Origin of the sequence: Rhodococcus sp. 14-2496-1d (assembly GCF_002259365.1) — a bacterium.
Classification (GTDB): Bacteria; Actinomycetota; Actinomycetes; order Mycobacteriales; family Mycobacteriaceae; genus Rhodococcoides.
In genome coordinates, this window is sequence record NZ_NPFV01000012.1 from 1 (window position 1) to 16,465 (window position 16,465).

General features: G+C 65.1%; 14 protein-coding genes. 4 read left to right on the top strand and 10 right to left on the bottom strand.

From position 1 onward, the window contains the following. Window positions 1-18 precede the first annotated feature (18 nt). Complete coding sequence (locus tag CH296_RS08245) at window positions 19-2,151, bottom strand: MFS transporter (RefSeq protein ID WP_094684479.1); 2,133 nt, start codon at window positions 2,149-2,151, stop codon at window positions 19-21. Between the two features lie 139 nt (window positions 2,152-2,290). On the opposite strand from CH296_RS08245, the gene CH296_RS08250 reads away from it, so the two are divergent. Next, on the top strand, window positions 2,291-2,962 hold the full coding sequence (locus CH296_RS08250) for a TetR/AcrR family transcriptional regulator (protein WP_052049897.1): 672 nt from the start codon (window positions 2,291-2,293) through the stop codon (window positions 2,960-2,962). Window positions 2,963-3,047: 85 nt separating this feature from the next. Here CH296_RS08250 and CH296_RS08255 read toward each other — a convergent pair whose 3' ends face one another. Both CH296_RS08255 and CH296_RS08260 read right to left on the bottom strand, forming a co-directional pair. Beyond that, window positions 3,048-3,704, bottom strand: coding sequence for a hypothetical protein (locus CH296_RS08255; protein ID WP_032396769.1), 657 nt, complete (start codon window positions 3,702-3,704; stop codon window positions 3,048-3,050). 66 nt (window positions 3,705-3,770) lie between these two features. After that, on the bottom strand, window positions 3,771-4,484 hold the full coding sequence (locus tag CH296_RS08260) for a DUF6319 family protein (RefSeq protein ID WP_094629175.1): 714 nt from the start codon (window positions 4,482-4,484) through the stop codon (window positions 3,771-3,773). Window positions 4,485-4,884: 400 nt separating this feature from the next. On the opposite strand from CH296_RS08260, the gene CH296_RS08265 reads away from it, so the two are divergent. The 3 genes from CH296_RS08265 to CH296_RS08275 are packed head-to-tail and all read left to right on the top strand — an operon-like array spanning window position 4,885 to window position 9,630. Beyond that, window positions 4,885-7,182: a glycerol-3-phosphate 1-O-acyltransferase gene (locus tag CH296_RS08265; protein ID WP_094684480.1), complete on the top strand. Its 2,298-nt coding sequence runs from the start codon at window positions 4,885-4,887 to the stop codon at window positions 7,180-7,182. Next, on the top strand, window positions 7,179-8,606 hold the full coding sequence (locus tag CH296_RS08270) for an HAD-IB family hydrolase (protein ID WP_032396772.1): 1,428 nt from the start codon (window positions 7,179-7,181) through the stop codon (window positions 8,604-8,606). Before CH296_RS08265 ends, CH296_RS08270 begins: the two co-directional genes overlap by 4 nt. After that, window positions 8,599-9,630, top strand: coding sequence for an adenylate/guanylate cyclase domain-containing protein (locus CH296_RS08275; RefSeq protein WP_094684481.1), 1,032 nt, complete (start codon window positions 8,599-8,601; stop codon window positions 9,628-9,630). Before CH296_RS08270 ends, CH296_RS08275 begins: the two co-directional genes overlap by 8 nt. On the opposite strand, the gene CH296_RS08280 is transcribed toward CH296_RS08275, so the two are convergent. Genes CH296_RS08280 through CH296_RS08310 form a run of 7 tightly spaced genes read right to left on the bottom strand, consistent with a single transcriptional unit; the run spans window position 9,612 to window position 16,456 of the window. Next, window positions 9,612-10,673 (bottom strand): MSMEG_0565 family glycosyltransferase, encoded by a 1,062-nt coding sequence (locus CH296_RS08280; RefSeq protein ID WP_094684482.1) that lies wholly within the window; start codon window positions 10,671-10,673, stop codon window positions 9,612-9,614. The two genes, CH296_RS08275 and CH296_RS08280, sit on opposite strands and share 19 nt — an antisense overlap. After that, window positions 10,670-11,521: a carbon-nitrogen hydrolase family protein gene (locus CH296_RS08285; protein WP_032396775.1), complete on the bottom strand. Its 852-nt coding sequence runs from the start codon at window positions 11,519-11,521 to the stop codon at window positions 10,670-10,672. Before CH296_RS08285 ends, CH296_RS08280 begins: the two co-directional genes overlap by 4 nt. 6 nt (window positions 11,522-11,527) lie before the next feature. Next, complete coding sequence (locus tag CH296_RS08290) at window positions 11,528-12,802, bottom strand: MSMEG_0569 family flavin-dependent oxidoreductase (protein WP_094684585.1); 1,275 nt, start codon at window positions 12,800-12,802, stop codon at window positions 11,528-11,530. A gap of 8 nt (window positions 12,803-12,810) precedes the next feature. Next, window positions 12,811-13,101, bottom strand: a complete 291-nt coding sequence (locus CH296_RS08295) for an MSMEG_0570 family nitrogen starvation response protein (protein WP_032396776.1) — start codon at window positions 13,099-13,101, stop codon at window positions 12,811-12,813. Next, window positions 13,094-13,987, bottom strand: coding sequence for a carbon-nitrogen hydrolase family protein (locus tag CH296_RS08300; RefSeq protein ID WP_094629172.1), 894 nt, complete (start codon window positions 13,985-13,987; stop codon window positions 13,094-13,096). Before CH296_RS08300 ends, CH296_RS08295 begins: the two co-directional genes overlap by 8 nt. Continuing rightward, window positions 13,984-15,399 (bottom strand): MSMEG_0567/sll0787 family protein, encoded by a 1,416-nt coding sequence (locus CH296_RS08305; RefSeq protein ID WP_094646422.1) that lies wholly within the window; start codon window positions 15,397-15,399, stop codon window positions 13,984-13,986. The genes CH296_RS08300 and CH296_RS08305 overlap by 4 nt, the downstream gene beginning before the upstream one ends. A gap of 1 nt (window position 15,400) precedes the next feature. Then, window positions 15,401-16,456 (bottom strand): MSMEG_0568 family radical SAM protein, encoded by a 1,056-nt coding sequence (locus CH296_RS08310; protein ID WP_094684483.1) that lies wholly within the window; start codon window positions 16,454-16,456, stop codon window positions 15,401-15,403. Between the last annotated feature and the right edge of the window lie 9 nt (window positions 16,457-16,465).

Below are 16,465 nucleotides of genomic sequence, written 5' to 3' on the forward strand. Positions count from 1 at the left end.
GGGTGGGGTAGGGCGGAACTACAGCGGCATTGCCCACATGGAGCTCGAGCGTTCCTTGAATGCGGTGCAGTTCGCTTGTTGTCTGCTGGCCCGTTGGTAGAAGGTCTGCAGCGGCGAGGTCGGTTCGACCGGCTCCGGTGCGGGTGCAACCGGAAGGTCGCTCAATTCGAGCGCGGCGTCGAGAGCTTCCTCGGCCTCGACGCGTCGGGTGCGCGCCAGGTTGGACAGGGCGAGCTGGTGGATCGTCACGCGGTCACCGGACTTGCTGTCCACCGTGGCCTGCCGGGCGACGGAGGCGTCGAGTTCGTACACCTTCGAGGCCAGCTGATAGATGCTGGGACGCTCGAGCTCGGCGTCCACCAGAGCCGGCTCGGCCACGATGCGTGCAGCCGGCGGTGCGGTCTCCTCGGCGATTCGCAATGCGTGTCGTGCACCGGATTTATGGGGCTCGGCCGACGGCCGCTCGAGGAGTTGTTCGAGCTCGGCGACCTCTCGATCTGCTGCCGGATCCTTGGCCGGCGGTGCGACGAAGGGGACGATCGGCTCGAACGCGATCTTCTCCGACGACGCCGTCGCAGTCTTGGCCGGGATGAGCAGCGCCACGATTACGGTGCCGACGCCGAACATCACGGCGGCAACGACACTCGTGTGCACCACTGCGTCACCGAACGCCGCGACGGCATTGGCTTCGAGATTGTCGGCGAACCCGCTGAGGAATGCATTCTGGTCGCGGATGACGTCGGAGACGATCACCGCACCGGCCAGCGAATCCTGAGACGCGGCAAGCGCTTCCGCCGCCTGCCCGGTGTACTGTCCGTTCGGTTGCTTGCCGGGGAAGGTCTGCAGAAACCCTTCGATTCCCTGACGGTAGGACGCGGCGAGCACCGATCCGAGCACAGCGATGCCGAGCGATCCGCCGAGTTCGAGGGCGGTGTCGTTGAGGCCGCCGCCGACCCCGAGCTTGCTGTCCGGGAACTCGCCCATGATGGAGTCGGTGCAGGGCGAGACGGACAGGCCGATTGCGAGACCGAGCAGCGTCAGTACGGGAAGGAAGTCGGAGTACGTCGCCGTCGCGTCGATCCCGATGAGCGAGACGACCGACAGCGTTCCCACGACCATGCCTGCGGTGACGGTGATGCGGGGTCCCAGTTTCGGCGTGAGCCACATCGTGATTCCGGATCCGACGAAGACTGCCCCGGCCAAAGGCAGGAGGTGAATGCCGGTGGACACCGGACCGAAACCGAGAGCGAACTGGAGGTATTGCGCGACGAAGTAGATGGCACCGAAGGTGACGAGGAAGAAGATCAGCACCGCCAGGGTGGCTCCGCTGAGGACGCGGGACGAGAACATTCGGACGTCGAGCAACGGATTGGGATGGCGCAGTTCCCATCCCACGAAGCCCAGGACCGACAGCAGCCCGACGAGCGCGAAGTACAACGGCCCGACCGTCCAGCCGAAGTGCATCCCCTCGATGATGGCGTACACGATGGTCGACACGGCCAGCACCGACAGCAGACCACCGATCCAGTCGATCGCACCCGGGTCGACGGCCCGTGACGGCGGGACCAGTACGACGGCTCCGACGATGGCGGCCAACGCGATCGGAACATTGATCAGGAACGTCGAATGCCAGGTGTAGCTTTCGAGAAGCCAGCCCGCCAACAGCGGCCCTGCCGCGATCGCGAGTCCCGAGGTGGCCGCCCACACGGTGACCGCGGTGGCGCGCTCCCGCTTCGGGAAGGTCGCCACCAGCAACGACAGTGTGGCGGGCATGACGATGGCAGCGGCCACACCCATGACGATGCGGGCCAGGATCACCCCGAGGGTGGCATCGGTGAGCGCCCCGGCCACCGAACCGGCGACGAAGATGATGAGACCGATGATCAGAGCGCCACGGCGGCTGTAGCGATCTCCGATCACACCGCACAGCAACATCAACGACGCGTAGGGGACGGTGTAGCCGTCGATCACCCACTGCAGGTCGCTGCTCGTCAGGCTCAGGTCGAGTGTCATCGCCGGTGCGGCGACCAGCAGTGACGTGTTGGCCATGACCACGATCAGCAGGCTCAGGCACAGCACCACCAGCGCCGACCAGCGTCGCGGGTACGGCTTGTGCATGTCTTGGACAGGCGTCATCGCAAGCAGTGTCATCGTGTGTTCCCCCCCCGTTGGCAAAGTGCGAGACACACCTTGCACAGTGCTGTGCAGTTTAGGAAGCATCGGCTAGGATCGGCAATCTTTTGTGGCGGCAGCCACACTGGCCGCCCGCGATCGTGCTAGATGTTGTCCTGTGCGCAAGACGACGGAGTCGAGTTCGATTGCACGGGACGCAGCAGCGCCGCCCGTGCAACGCCGTGACGCCCGGTCCAACCGAGCGCGAATTCTGCACGTTGCGCAAGGGGTCCTGGCAGACAATCCCGATGCGACCATCAACGATGTCGCCGCTGCTGCAGGAGTAGTCCGGCGAACCGTGTACGCCCACTTCGCCTCTCGCGAAGCTCTGATCGACGGTATCGCCCTGGAGGCAGCGGACAGCATCTCGGCCGCACTCGGCCGGGTTCCCGCCGCGGACGAATCGGCCGTCACGGTGTTCGTCCGGCAGACACTCGCTCTGACACGCGTCGGCGATCAGTACCGACTGCTACTCGCCGTTGCGCGAACAGATCTGGGACACAACAGTATTCACGATCTCCTCGGACCGATGAGAGAATCGGCCGCCGCCGTCATCCGGCGCGGCCAGCGCGAGGGTGTGTTCTCCTCGTATCTCGCCGCAGAAGTACTGATCCTCAACATCGAGGCGATCGCACTGTCGATCCTCGATGCCACCAACGCCGGTGCGATCGGCGACCCGGCGGGAGCGACGACGACGTCGAGCCTGGTGCTGCTGGGAATCGCGCCGGACGACGCCGAACGCATCGTCGCCGACATTCGGTCGTCCGACTCGTCGGCCCGCGCCCGCTGAGAGCCTCACCTACCCCGCGAACGGCGAAGGCCCCGTTCGCACAACACATCGCGCGAACGGGGCCTTCGGCCGAAACCAGGTGGAGCTAGGGAGCCGGGACGAATCCTGCGCCGAGTCCGTTGCCCTGATCGACGTTGCGAAGGATCGCGTCGAAGTTGGTGCCGACCTCGGGTCCGAAGCACGCCACGCCGAGGTAGGCGTTGACCATGCCGACGAGGGTGTTGCCGACGACGACCGGGCTGCCCGAGTCACCTTCGACGACACACAGCTGAGCCCAGGTCTCCTGCGACTGCAGAATGTCGCCGTACGCGAGTCCGCAGGTGTTGCCGGTGGTACGGCCTTCCTTGCAGACGATGTTCGGGAACGCCGTCGGCGGGCCGACCTGAGAGATGGTCACATTGCCGACGCGGTTGATCGGTGCGACCTTGTCACGCTGGAATTCGATGAGGGCGTAGTCGTATTCCGGGTTCGAGAACGCGATGCGGCCGACCTCGCCGAGGGAGGTGTCGTATTCGGGAACGATGGAGGCACCCGCCTGGCCGCAGTGGCCGGCGGTGAAGCCGACCAGGTTTCCGTTGCGGTCGTTTCCGATCGTCGTCAGCGTGCACTCGGCCTGGCCTCCGACGATGATTCCCGAGCCGCCGCCGAGAGCAGCTGGAGCGGCCGCGGATGCGGTCCCCACGCCGACGCTGGCTACGATTGCAGCCGCCCCCACGACGACGAGCATGAATTTCTTGAACATGTACTCCCTCTCAGCGGTGTCGGCAGAACCCTAGCAACAACAGGTGTACGAACACGAGTGAGTCGTTCATACGTCCTGCTCGAGGGCGGCAAGCGTCGTGCGCGCCTCTTCGAGTTGCCGGCTCAGTTCTGCAACGCGCCGTGCGGCCTCCTCGCGCGCGTGGGAGATGACTGCCTCGACTGCGTCGCGTGCCGTGGGATCGCCCAACTCCCGAACAGCGCGGCTTACCGACTCCGGGCTCACCGGTTGCGCTTTGGTGGGCCGCTTCGCACCCTGGGTCACCGTGACCGACCAATCGTTGTCGGCCCCGGCATGAATGGTGACGCTGATTCCGCCCGGTGGCTTCTTGACTCGACGGGAAGAAGAACTCTGCGGCGACGCAGTCTTCGGTTGTTCCACCGCCTTGGGCTGTACCGGTTCTGCCTTGGGCGCCACCGCCGCGGGCGCGGGTTGCGGCTCGGCTCTTCTCACCGGCGGAGCCGCCGAGGTCTTCTTGGCAGGTACGCGCTTGGCCGGCGCAGGCGGAGTTGCCGCGTTGCGGGTGATGCGCAGTTCCTCGGCTTCGTAGGGCAATTCGTCGTTGACGCCCTTCGGGCTGATCGTGACCGTGTTGCCGTCGATCGACACGACCTTCGCCGAGGTGCCGTCGGGCAGCCCAAGGCTCGGGTTCGGTTCACGGAGATAGACGGTGGCACGACGCCCCTCGGCCAGCGCCGCCGCCAGTGTCGTCAGATTCTCGGGGGTCAACGAATCGTTCACGGCGCGCCCACGGGGTGGCATTCGACTACCGACCTTTCTCGAAAGTGTTTGCGAATACTGTCGCACAGATGCAGGTGAGATGCGGCCGGGCAGCGCAGAGCGCGTCGGATCGACGCATCGAGAGGCAATTTGTCTGTTAATCCAAGTAACTGTAACCACAAGTAACTGTTACTTGGATTAACACTTAGATTGAGGGTGACCGAGAAGGTCGATGCCTCCGACCCTATACGACAGCCGTCGCGCGCGCCGCCCGAGCACACTCCAGGTGTCGTCGACCCTCACCGAGTACCGGCCGGTAGCTGCCCGACTCTCGGGGAGATCGGCGTCCGGGAACCACCCTCGCCGAACCACCCTCGCGCGCGGTTTCTGCCGCGTAGCCTGGCGGCGTGCCTTCTTGCGGAGGTGCGGAACAGGAGTCTCGATGTACCACCTCGACGCGGACGAACAGTCGCTCAGCGACGGTCCGCACGTGTATTTGCTCGACGCCAAATCCACCCTCGAGGTGCAGGCTCTGAATCAGTGGATCGACGCCACCACACCGGACGGCGAGCCCCGTCCGCCCTCGGTTGTGCTCTCGGGTGAGGCGAGAACGTCACTGTCGGACAGTGTTCGCGGGTACGCCGACGATCCGCTGCTCATCCCGCTGCGGGTCACGTTGTCCGATCGCAAGAACGGCATTCTGCACCGCATCTTCGCGCCCCGTGGTCGGTCCAAGCCCACCCAGGTATGGCAGCGATGGGTGGCAGGCGACGACCCCGACCACTCCGCGGTACTGGTCGGGGAACCCGCGACACTCAGTGATCTGCGAGAACGGTTCGAACGCGGTGGCGGCACGTCCCTGTCGTCGTTCATTCTGCGTCAGGCCAGTCTGGCATTGGACAAGGCCGAGCGCGGCGTCATCGGCTCCGAGTACAAGATCCCGCGCTTCGTCGTCGAGGACATGACGGAGCAGAAGAAGTTCCGCGACGGGATCACCGAGCTCGCGGAAGAGGTCGGCCAGGATCGCGAGGCCGTCGACAAGCGCGTCCAGGACATCCTGGGCGAGATGGTGGCAACCGAGACCCGTCGTGCAGTCGAGATGTGGGGAACCCTCGGGGCGTACTTCTCGCGGGCGTACAAGGTGGACGTGGACCGCGATCAACTGCAGAAGGTGCGCGAGCTCAACAAGAACTATCCGTTGGTGTTCCTTCCCAACCACCGTTCCTATCTCGACCCGCTCGTGCTGCGTCCGGCGCTGCTGGCCGAAGGTCTGCCGCTCAACCACGTCATGGGCGGCATCAACGTCGGCTTCTGGCCGCTGGGTCCGATCGCCAAACGCAGTGGCGTGGTGCTCATCCAGCGGAAGTTCTCGGACGCGATCTACAAGTGGACGCTGCGCCAGTACATGAGCTTCCTGCTGAGCAAGCGGTTCAACCTCGAGTGGTACATCGAAGGCGGCCGCAGCCGCACCGGAAAGCTCCGCCCGCCGCGGTTCGGGTTGTTGACCTATCTGGTCGACGCACTCGAGACCAGCGATGCCGAGGACGTCTACCTGGTTCCGACGTCCATCACCTACGACCGCCTCCACGAGGTCGGTGCGATGGCCGAGGAGTCGCACGGAGCGAAGAAGCAGGCCGAGGGCATTCGCATGGCCATCGGCTACATCCGGGCGCAGGGCACGTTGCGCGGCAACGTGTACCTGAACTTCGGCGAGCCGATGTCGGTGGCGTCGATCGTCGCCGACAATCCCGACAAGCGGGTGGCGGTGCAGAAGATCGCGCTCGGCGTCTCCCACGCGATCAACGACGCGACTCCGGTGACGCCGGCGGCGTTGGTCACCATGGCCCTGCTCGGCATCGAGGATCGCGCTCTCAACGTCAACGAGATGTGGGCGATCATCGCCCCGCTCGCGCGCTACATCAAACGCCGCAACCTGCCCACCGCGGGCGGCGTGGACATCGCCGACGTCGATGTCGTGCGCTCGGCCGTCATCGCACAGGTCAACGCCAACGTCGTCAAGCGTTTCGACGACGGCCCCGAGCCGCTGTTCTACCTGGCCCAGGACAAGCACCTGGTGGCAGCGTTCTTCCGCAACAACGCCATCCACTTCTTCGTCATGCGCGCCATCGGCGAGTTGGTGGTGCTCCCGACCGGCGGCGATTCGACGCCGTTGACCCAGGAATCTCTGTGGCAGTCGGCACTGCAGTTGCGCGATCTGCTCAAGTTCGAGTTCTTCTTCGGCGACAAGAAGGACTTCGGCGAACGGCTCGAATCCGAGGTCGATCTCATCGATCCGGACTGGCGCACCCACATCAGCGACCCCGATTACGCTGCGCGACAACTTCAGTCGCAGGATCTGCATCTGGCGCACCGTGTGTTGCAGCCGATCTTCGAGGCCTACCAGGTGGTTGCCGATCAGCTGATGTTGCTGCCCCAGAGCGGTGAGTTCGACAAGCCGAAGTTCATCACCGAATGCCTCGGTGCTGCTCAGGCCAGACGGCTTCGTCAGCAGCTCGATCACAGCGAGTCGATCTCCGGCGAATTGTTCGACACGGCACTGCAATTGGCGGAGAATCGCGACCTGGTCGATTCGAGCGCAGACGGTATCGCCCGCCGCCGCAGGGCATTCGCGCTCGAGATCGACGAGTGGGCACGCAAGGTGCGGACGATCCGCGACATGGCGCACCGCATGCTGCGCGAGGTGGATCCGATCTCGGCCCCCGAGGAGAACAATTCATGACCGAATTCGACGATCGACTCATCGCGATCGCCGCCGCTCCACCCGGCCGAGACACCGTGGCATTCTTCGATCTCGACGGCACTCTGATCAACGGGTTCTCGGCCCGCGCAGTGTTTCTCGAACGACTCAAGACCCTGGACGTGACGGTCAAGGAACTGTGGGAGATATCGAGCGCCGTCGTCGAGATGCGGATGCGTAACTCTCCGGTCGACAACCTGATGGGCAAGGCAGTCCGCGGCCTCGAGGGCCGTCGGGAAGAAGACCTGATGGAGCAGGCGTACACGCTGTTCCGCAACGAGATCGCGCCGATGATCTACCCACAGGCCCGCGCGCTCGTCGAAGCTCATCGCCATGCCGGGCACCGATTGGTGATGGCCACCTCGGCCACGCCGTATCAGGCTCTGCCCGTGCAGCAGGACATGATGTTCGAGACTCTGCTCTGCACCACTCCGGTGGTCACCGACGGGATACTCACCGGCGAACTGGTCGGCGATTCGTTGTGGGGTCCGCGCAAGGCACAGGCCGCGATCGACTACGCCGAGCGGGAGGGCATCGCACTGGCCGGCTGCTTCGCCTACTCCAACGGCGGCGAGGACGTGCCGCTGCTCGAGGCCGTCGGGCGACCCGTCGCTCTCAATCCGGACCCGGAACTACAGCGGTACGCGGCGAAGAAGAAGTGGCCGTCGCTGACGCTGGAGAGCCCCAAGCGCGGCACCGACCTCACCTCGGCCGTACGCAGCACCGCCGCTCTCGGTTCGGTGCTGGCCAGCGCATCGATCGGACTGGGACTGGGACTGCTGACGCGCAGTCGCCGCAACGGAGCGAACATCACCAGCACCATCGCGCCGGACATCGCGTTGACCATCGCCGGCGTCAAGCTCGACGTGACCGGCACCGAGAACGCGTGGTCGGCACGCCCGGCAGTCTTCATGTTCAACCACCAGAGCACCGCCGACTCGATCATCGTCACCTCCATTCTCCGACGCGACATCACCGCGGTCGCCAAGCGAGAACTCGAACGCGACCCGCGATTCGCATTGCTGGGCAGGATCTTCGACGTCGCCTACGTCGACCGCGGCGATCCCGCTCAGGCCCGCGAGGCGATGCGCCCGGCCATCGAGAAGCTGCACAGTGGCATCTCGGTCGCCATCGCGCCCGAGGGCACGCGGATGCCGACGTCGCGTCTCGGCCGATTCAAGAAGGGCGGATTTCACCTGGCGATGCAGGCTGGAGTGCCCATCGTTCCGATCGTCATCCACAATGCGGGCGACGTGATGTGGAAAAAGGATTTCACCGTCCATTCCGGTACCGTCAAGGTCACCGTCGGCGAGCCCATTCCCACCACGGACTGGGAGCCCGAGAAGATCGACTCGTACGTCGACGATGTCCGTTCCTATTTCGACAGAACGTTGGGATATGCCTGAGAACCAGATCAACTCGGTGGTGCAAGCGGAGATCGAACGCAATCTCCTGGGGGGCACGCCGAAGTACAACCGTTCCGACATCGTCAGCAAGTCGGGGCTGCCGCTCGAGCGGGTCATCGCACTGTGGATCGGCATGGGCTTTCCCATCCACACCGACACCGAGGCCGTCGTCTACACCGACGCAGACCTCGAGGCACTGAAGCTGATCACCGGACTCACCGAACAGAAGGTCATCAAGCCCGAGATGGAAGTCGCGATTGCGCGCACTCTCGGCCAGTCGATGTCCAGGCTCGCCGAATGGCAAGTGGGCGTGGTGAACTCTCACATCCTCGAGCGCATCACCAGTAACGACGAGGACAAGAACGACATCGACGCCATCCGGCGCAACGCCAGGGACATCGCGGCCGAGACTGTGCCCACCCTCGAAGCGCTCCAGGGTTACACCTGGCGTCGGCATCTGGCCGCAGCAGCGGGCCGGTCCATCGCCGCTCCCGACGACGCCACCGACAGCCCCGTCATGGCCGTCGGCTTCGCGGATATGGTCGGCTACACCAGCCTGACGCGTCGACTCGACATCGGCGAACTGACGACACTGCTCGAGGAGTTCGAGTCGCTCGCCACCAATATCATTGCGCGCGGGCGTGGTTCGGTGATCAAGAACGTCGGCGACGAAGTGATGTTCAGCGCACAGACGCCCGAGGACGCCGCCCACATCGCCCTCGACCTGCAGGACGCGTTCGCCGAGCAGGAAGACATGCCGGACCTGCGCGTCGGGTTGGCCTGGGGACCGGTTCTCGCCCGCTACGGCGACCTGTACGGCTCGGTGGTCAACATCGCTGCGCGCCTGACCAGTTCGGCCAATCCCGGAACGACTCTCGTCGACACAGTCATGACCGAAGAGCTGCGTCACGATTCCGAGTTCTTCCTCAAATCGATTCGCTCACTACGGGTCAAGGGGTTCCACAAGCTCAAGCCCCACGGACTCAGGCGCAACAAGCGCAACGGTCAGCGCAGCGAGGAATAGAACTCGAGGTGTCGACGCGCGGCCTCGTCCCACGTCAGGCTGCGCGCCAGCGTCAGACCGGGTGACGGGTCCTGCGGGGTCGCGAGCGCACGTTCCAGTTCGGCCGCCATGGTCGCTGCCGTGGACGCGTAGGTAACACTGTCTCCGAACACTTCCCGCAGTACCGGCAGATCTCGCGCGACGACGGGAGTCGACGCCGCGAGAGCCTCCATGGCCGCCAGCCCGAAACCCTCCTTGGTGGAGAAGAACGGCAGCACAGCGGCCTGCGCCACGAGGTGCGGCAACTCGTCGTCGTCGACGGTACCGAGTATCACCGGCTCGATACCGAGTTCTGCTGCGCGCCGGTCGAACTCGGAACGGTAGTCGCGGTAGTCGAACAGCGTCTCGCCGCCGGCGAAGACCAGGCGCAGATCGTGCGCAGCAAGCCGGGCGAAGGCGTCGAGCAGATCGAGACTGCCCTTGCGTGGTTCTATACCCCCGACTGCGAGCACGTAGCGGCCGAGCTTCTCGCGCCAGTGCGATCGACCCGATTGCGCAGCCGCAGTGAACCTCTCGGCGTCGACGCCGTTGGGTATGACCGTAGGCTCGAATCCCCAACCGCGGCGAACATCGCTCGCCACTGCCGCCGACACACAGATACGCGCATACGGCGCAGTGATCGCGCGTTCGTGGCATGCGGCCAGCTCGGGCGTGGTGAACTCGTCCAGGTGATGGATGGTCCTGATGCAGCGGCCGACGGCATTGGCGGAAATGCAGTCCTGCGCGTGGACGATGTCGTACTCGTCCGGTGTGAACGCCTGCCGCAGAACATCTATCGACCGCAGAATTCGTTCTCCGACGTTCTCTTCGTCCCGGTGCTCGAACGGGACCATTCTGATGTCGACTGCGGGGTCGACGGCACGAAAGAACGTGCTGTCTCCACCGCGGCCGAGAGACCACACCGAGACGTCCTGACCGGCGCGCGCCAGTGCCTCCGCCAACGCCAGCGTGTGCACCACTCCGCCGCGCGGCTTGGACGAGTACGTCAACAGGCTGATCTTCACTGGCCCGGCTTCTCCTGCAACAGATTCGGATAGGCATCCACCCGGCGTTCCGCCAGGTGATGCAGTCCCCGGCGGGCTCGGTCGACCTCGGCGTCGACATCGATCTCGTGCACCGCGAGCCCGCCCTTGGACCAGGTCCGCGCCAATACGTCACCACCGGGACCGACGATCTTCGCCTGACCCAGAAAGCGGAGGGACCCCATCACCCCGGTCTGATTGGACGAGACCAGCACCACCTGGTTCTCGGCCGCTCGGGCTGCGTCGTACAGATCGAACAGCCGGGACTGCCGATCGTTCGGCAGCGAGGACGCCCGATCTGTGACGCTGGCGGGCCACGCCGACAGCGCCGCAATGATTCTCGCTCCGTCGAGCGCCAACGTCCGCGCCGACTCCGGGAACGTCTTGTCGTAGTCGATCAGCATCCCCATCCGCCCCACCGGGGTATCGAAGGCCTCGAAGTGGTCACCGGCCGCGTAGGCGAGCGACTCCCCGAGCGGCTGATGCACCTTGCGGTGACTACCCAGAATGCCGTCTCCCGTCAGGCAGGCGGCAGCGTTGTACCGCAGCCCTTTCGACAGCTCGGTGTACCCGATGCAGATCGTCATGTCTCCGGCCGCGGCGATGATGGCGGCCAATTCCGGACCGTCGGGATCGAGGGTGGGCGGCAGTTCCGCGGGATCCGGATTGCTCAGGCTGTTGATGTAGCCCCCGAGGGACGCGTCGGGCAGCACCAGGAGATCGATGCCTTCTCGAGCCGCACTGGAGATGATCGTGGTGATCTTCAGTACGGCCCGGTCGACATCTCTCCCGAAATGTGCTGCCAGCGCGCCGATCTTGATAGGAGCCAACGGGACTCAGACCATCTGGCTCTGCGGCTGCACTGAGCTTCGAGACTGTGCTGCACTGATCTCGAGACCGATCTGGTCGGCGAGGAACTGCGCGTCCCGGGCCACCGAGGCGAAGCGTCCCGAACCCCAGGTGTGCTGCCACGGCAGGCCGAGGAAGTACAGGCCCGGCACCGAGGTGACGCCCCGGTTGTGGTTCGGGTGCCCCTCACCGTCGAAGGTACCGACCTTCAGCCACCGGTAGTCGGTGCGAAAGCCGACCGACCAGACGACGGCGTTGATCTCGGTGGTGGCGAGGTCGAGTTCGGTGGTCTCGGTCTCCGGCCGCCACACCGGCACGTAGCGATCCTCGGTGGGGGCGCTGATTCCCTCGCGCTCGATGTAGGCGTCGATGTTGTCCTTGATGCTTTCGGCCACCCGATCCGCGGCATCGAGAGATGCCTCCAGGGTGGGTGCGAACTGCAGAACACCGTCCTCGACGCCGAGCAATCGGCCGTAGAGCTGCATCCCCTCGGTGGCGAATGCGCGCAGGTCGATGTCTCGACCACCGTCACGACCGGTGACGTAGTGGTTGGTGTTCTCGCGTTTGCCGACGCCACCGGGTTGATCTTCGATGGAGACATCGTAGACCCCCATATCGTGCAACCAGGCGACACAGTCGCGGCCGCGATAAAAGCGTGCGACGCGGGGAGCGGTGCCGGCCACCAGGTGAACACGTCGGCCGTCGAGGTGCAGGTCCTCGGCGATCTGAGCACCGGACTGTCCGGTGCCTACCACCAGCACGTCGCCGTCCGGGAACTGGTGGGATCCTCGGTAATCGGACGAGTGGATCTGGACGATGTCACGCGGTAGCTTCTCGGCGAACCGCGGGATGGTGGGGATGTGGTATCCACCGACGGCGACGACGATCTGGTCGGCATGCATGGGGCCGTCGGACGTCTGCAGGTCGAAGCCGCCATCCAGGCCCTGCAGAGCTCGGTCGACAGAAACATGTTCTCGTACAGGCGCATCGAAGCTCTCGGCGTAACGGCGCACGAAGGCGTACACCTCGTCGCGCTGCATGAACCCGTCGGGATCGTCACCGTCGTAGGAGTATCCAGGGAGTGCGCACTGCCAGTTCGGCGTGACGAGAGTGAAGTTGTCCCAGCGCGAGTCCTTCCACTCGTGCGCGATCGTGTCGCGCTCCAACACGAGGTGTTCGATGCCACGCTGCGTCAGATGCCAGCTGATCGACAGGCCGGCCTGTCCGCCGCCGACGACGATCACTCGGTGATGCTCGACGATGTCTCCGGTCACAGCAGTTCAGCTCCCGACATACTCAGTACGCGAACGGCACCGGCCTCGTACGAGGTACTGACACCGTGGATCTCTTCCATCTGCTGCGCGGCCGAGGTGCACCGCATGCCGAACTTGGCGAGAACTCGATCGCTGGCGATCGTCAACGCCTCCGACGTCCGCTGTACGAACTCCGCCACCGGGTACTCCTGCCCGGGTGTCAGATAGTCGTGCATCACCAGAGACGGTGAATAGCAGGACTGTTCGCGACCATCGGGCCATCGGACGAGGAACGACATCTCAGGCATGGATCGGCTCCTTCGTGATGGTCCGGTACACGGACGGGCGGCGATCACGAAGGTTGTACATGCCGCCGCCACGTGCCGCGCCGATGAGTGCGGCGACGTCGACGGTGGCCGTGGCCAAGCCCGGTTCGACGCCTGTTCCGGCCAGGATCTCTCCGCCGGGTCCGACGATCTTCGCGCTGCAGACGAATCGAAGCGATCCGAAGGTGCCTGCTTGATTGGCTGCGACCCAGACGATTTGATTCTCGAGAGCACGGGCTCGGTCGTAGATGTCGAACCGCTGTTTCCACCGGTCCTCTTCCATGTTCTCGACGGTTGCGGTGCGGGCCGTCGGCCAGGCGGAGATGGACGCGACGATCTCGGCACCGTCGAGCGCGAGTTCCCGTGCTGCCTCGGGGAATCCCTTGTCGTAGCAGATCTGCATGCCCATGCGGCCGATCGGAGTGTCGAAGGCGGAGTAGCTGTCTCCCGCGTCGTAGCAGAGGTTTTCACCCAGCGGCTGATGCACCTTGCGGTAGGAACCCAGAATGCCGCTGCCGTCGACCGTCACGGCGGCGTTGTAGCGGGTATCGCCGTCCTTCTCGCAGAAGCCGAACGTGATGACGGTATCGCCCGCCATGTCGATGACCCGCCTGATCTCGGGTCCGTCGAGTTCGAGGGCCGGGGGAAGTGCTTTCAGTCGACGCTGTCGCGATTCTTCGGTCTCGTCGCCGCCACCGAGGCTCGGCAGGTAGCCGCCGAGGCAGGCCTCGGGTAGGACGAGCAGTTGGCTGCCGCGGTTGCGTGATTCCTCGAGCAGGGCGGCGATGGTGGCGTAACCCTGTTCCATGTCGCGACCGAACTCGGCTGCGGCGACAGAAATGGTGACGGGCTTCGGGTGGGTGGTCATGCTTCTCCCAATCCTGTCACGGTGGACGTGACCGCGCGAGTGGTGATTCCGTCGGGCCATCGCAGCGCGACGCCCGGAATGTCGGTGAGCTCTCCGCAGACTGCGGACAGGGCAGGTCCCGACGGTGCAGTAGGTGCACCGGGACGGTCCGCGGTGATCATCGCGAACCCTGGAAAACACGTGATCCATTCACCCATCGACGCTGCGTCGGGCTTCGGTATCGAGGCGATGTCGAGTACGGCACCGGTTCCGCTCGCCTCGGCGAGCATTCCGGTGGTGCCGGCCAGGCCCGCCATCGAGACGTCCTTGGCGGCCTTGGGTGCGGTGCGGGCTACGAACGACGCCATTTCCGTCAATTCGTCGGAGTTCCGGCGAGAAGACGAATCCCATTGCTGCCCATGGTATCCGCGCCTCCACTCGCCCTCGACGTCTGCGGTGAGCGTCAACCGATCGCCGACGCTTCCGCCGCCGGCACGCACCGGTCGAGAGGTCCGCCCGAGTGCGGTGACCGACAGCGATGACGGCACCCCGGCCTGAGTGTGGCCGCCGAGTACCGGGACCTGCCATGCCGCAGAGGCATTGGCGAGACCACGGATGATGCGGGTCAGCCGACTCTGGGTGGGGGCTCCGACGGAATCGAGCATTCCGACAGCGCGCGCACCCATCGCCGACAGGTCGTTCAGATTGACCAGCGCCGCGCACCAGCCGGCCCACTCCGGATCACGATCGACCATGGAAGGGATGATGGCATCGCACGCGGCGATCATGTCGCTACCTGGTACCGGAACGCCGTCGTCGCCGCGAAAACCTCTGGCTCCGAGCCCGAGTGGCTGCGCCTTCAGAGGTGCGAGCACCCCGGCCAACATTGCCTTGGTCGACGAGACGAGTCGTTCGATGCGGTCGATCGGCCAGTACATCGCAACGTGCGGTGTGTTGGCCACCTCGACGTCGCCGCGGCGAATCCACCCGAGGCGGGTGAACAGTTGCTCGTTGCGCTTCTGCACCGTCGCGTCGAAGCGAAGTACGCCTCGACTCTCCGCATGGGCGCAGGCTGCCCGAACCAGGGCGGGCCCGACGCCGGACGTACGCGCCGCGGCGGAGACCACGAGGCGGCTCCCGGCCCACCACCCCAGATCCGTTGCGGTACAGGGTGCCAGCCGCACTCCGCCGAGCACTGTACCGTCCCGATCGGTGGCGACCAGAACGACTGCGCGGGAATCGTCGTCGACGTCGTCGTGATCGGTGCCGGCGAACAGGCCCTGCTCGGCAACGAAGGTCGCTCTCCTGAGGGCACGATAGGCGTCCAACTGCGCTGCGCTTTCGCACGGTTGGATGATGAACCTCGGCTCGACGACAGTGGTTGCAGTACCGGACAATCCGGCAAGGTCGCCCGCTTCTACGACACCGAACATGTCAGCCTCCCGCGTTCTGCAGAACGCTGCACGCACCGCATGCCGCGCAGCCTGCCTTCTGATCGGATCCGAGCATCGCCGCGGCCTGGAGTTCCTTGGCGACGCGTCGGGTGACGTTTTCGAGGACGTCCCGGTCGGGGGCACTCGCTCGGTCCACGTCCACCGCCAACGTTCCGGCGAGCGGACGGAACGGAACGACGAAGGGGTAGACACCCATGTCGATGAGTTCCGCTGCCCCGGCCACCAATTCGTCCGGATCCTCGCCGAGCCCCACCAGAATGTACGTCGAGACCTGGTTGCGTCCGAAGACACGAACCGCTTCTCTCCACGCAGCGCGGTACTCGTCCATCGAGACCGATGCCTTGCCCGGCATCCACCGGCGTCGAACGTCGTCGTCGAGGGATTCGACGTGGATGCCGATGGATTCGGCTCCGGCGTCGTACAGATCTCGAATGGTCTGCAGGTCGCCAGGAGGTTCGCACTGCACCTGGATCGGCAGCTGCGGAACCACGGCCTTGATGGCTCGCACGCATCGGGCCAAGTGACGGGCACCGCGATCCTTCGCGGCCGAGGTACCCGTCGTCATGACCATCTGCGTGACGCCGTCGAGCCGTACCGCCGCCTCGGCCACCTCGGCGAGCTGCGCCGGAGTCTTGACGGCGATGGTCTCGCCGGCTTCGAGCGACGCCTCGATGGAGCAGAAACGGCAGCGTTGATCCGCGTCGTAGCGGATGCAGGTCTGCACCACGGTGGTCGCGAGAACGCTGGAGCCGTGCAGCTTCGCGATCTTCTCGTAGGCGATACCGTCGGCGGTTTCCAGGTCGTAGAACTTCGGACGGTCGACAGCCTGCACGTCGAGCCCGATGTCGTTGCCGTCGAACAGCACTCGACCCTCTTCGAGGACGTACGGACTGAGCGGATTGCGCGGGATGGCTGCGCCGAGGCCATCGATCGTGACATGCCCGTCGTCGCTCGGCCCGGCGCCTGCCGTTCTCGAGACCGGCGTGGATCCTCGGATACCGAGCAACGCCAGATCTACACGCGTACTGACCGACACGGTGCGCTC

Bases quoted from the DNA above. Each gene is read 5' to 3' on its own strand.
- CH296_RS08245 (WP_094684479.1), bottom strand. From the start codon at position 2,151: ATGACACTGCTTGCGATGACGCCTGTCCAAGACATGCACAAGCCGTAC.
- CH296_RS08255 (WP_032396769.1), bottom strand. From the start codon at position 3,704: ATGTTCAAGAAATTCATGCTCGTCGTCGTGGGGGCGGCTGCAATCGTA.
- CH296_RS08260 (WP_094629175.1), bottom strand. From the start codon at position 4,484: ATGCCACCCCGTGGGCGCGCCGTGAACGATTCGTTGACCCCCGAGAAT.
- CH296_RS08265 (WP_094684480.1), top strand. From the start codon at position 4,885: ATGTACCACCTCGACGCGGACGAACAGTCGCTCAGCGACGGTCCGCAC.
- CH296_RS08270 (WP_032396772.1), top strand. From the start codon at position 7,179: ATGACCGAATTCGACGATCGACTCATCGCGATCGCCGCCGCTCCACCC.
- CH296_RS08275 (WP_094684481.1), top strand. From the start codon at position 8,599: ATGCCTGAGAACCAGATCAACTCGGTGGTGCAAGCGGAGATCGAACGC.
- CH296_RS08295 (WP_032396776.1), bottom strand. From the start codon at position 13,101: ATGCCTGAGATGTCGTTCCTCGTCCGATGGCCCGATGGTCGCGAACAG.
- CH296_RS08300 (WP_094629172.1), bottom strand. From the start codon at position 13,987: ATGACCACCCACCCGAAGCCCGTCACCATTTCTGTCGCCGCAGCCGAG.
- CH296_RS08305 (WP_094646422.1), bottom strand. From the start codon at position 15,399: ATGTTCGGTGTCGTAGAAGCGGGCGACCTTGCCGGATTGTCCGGTACT.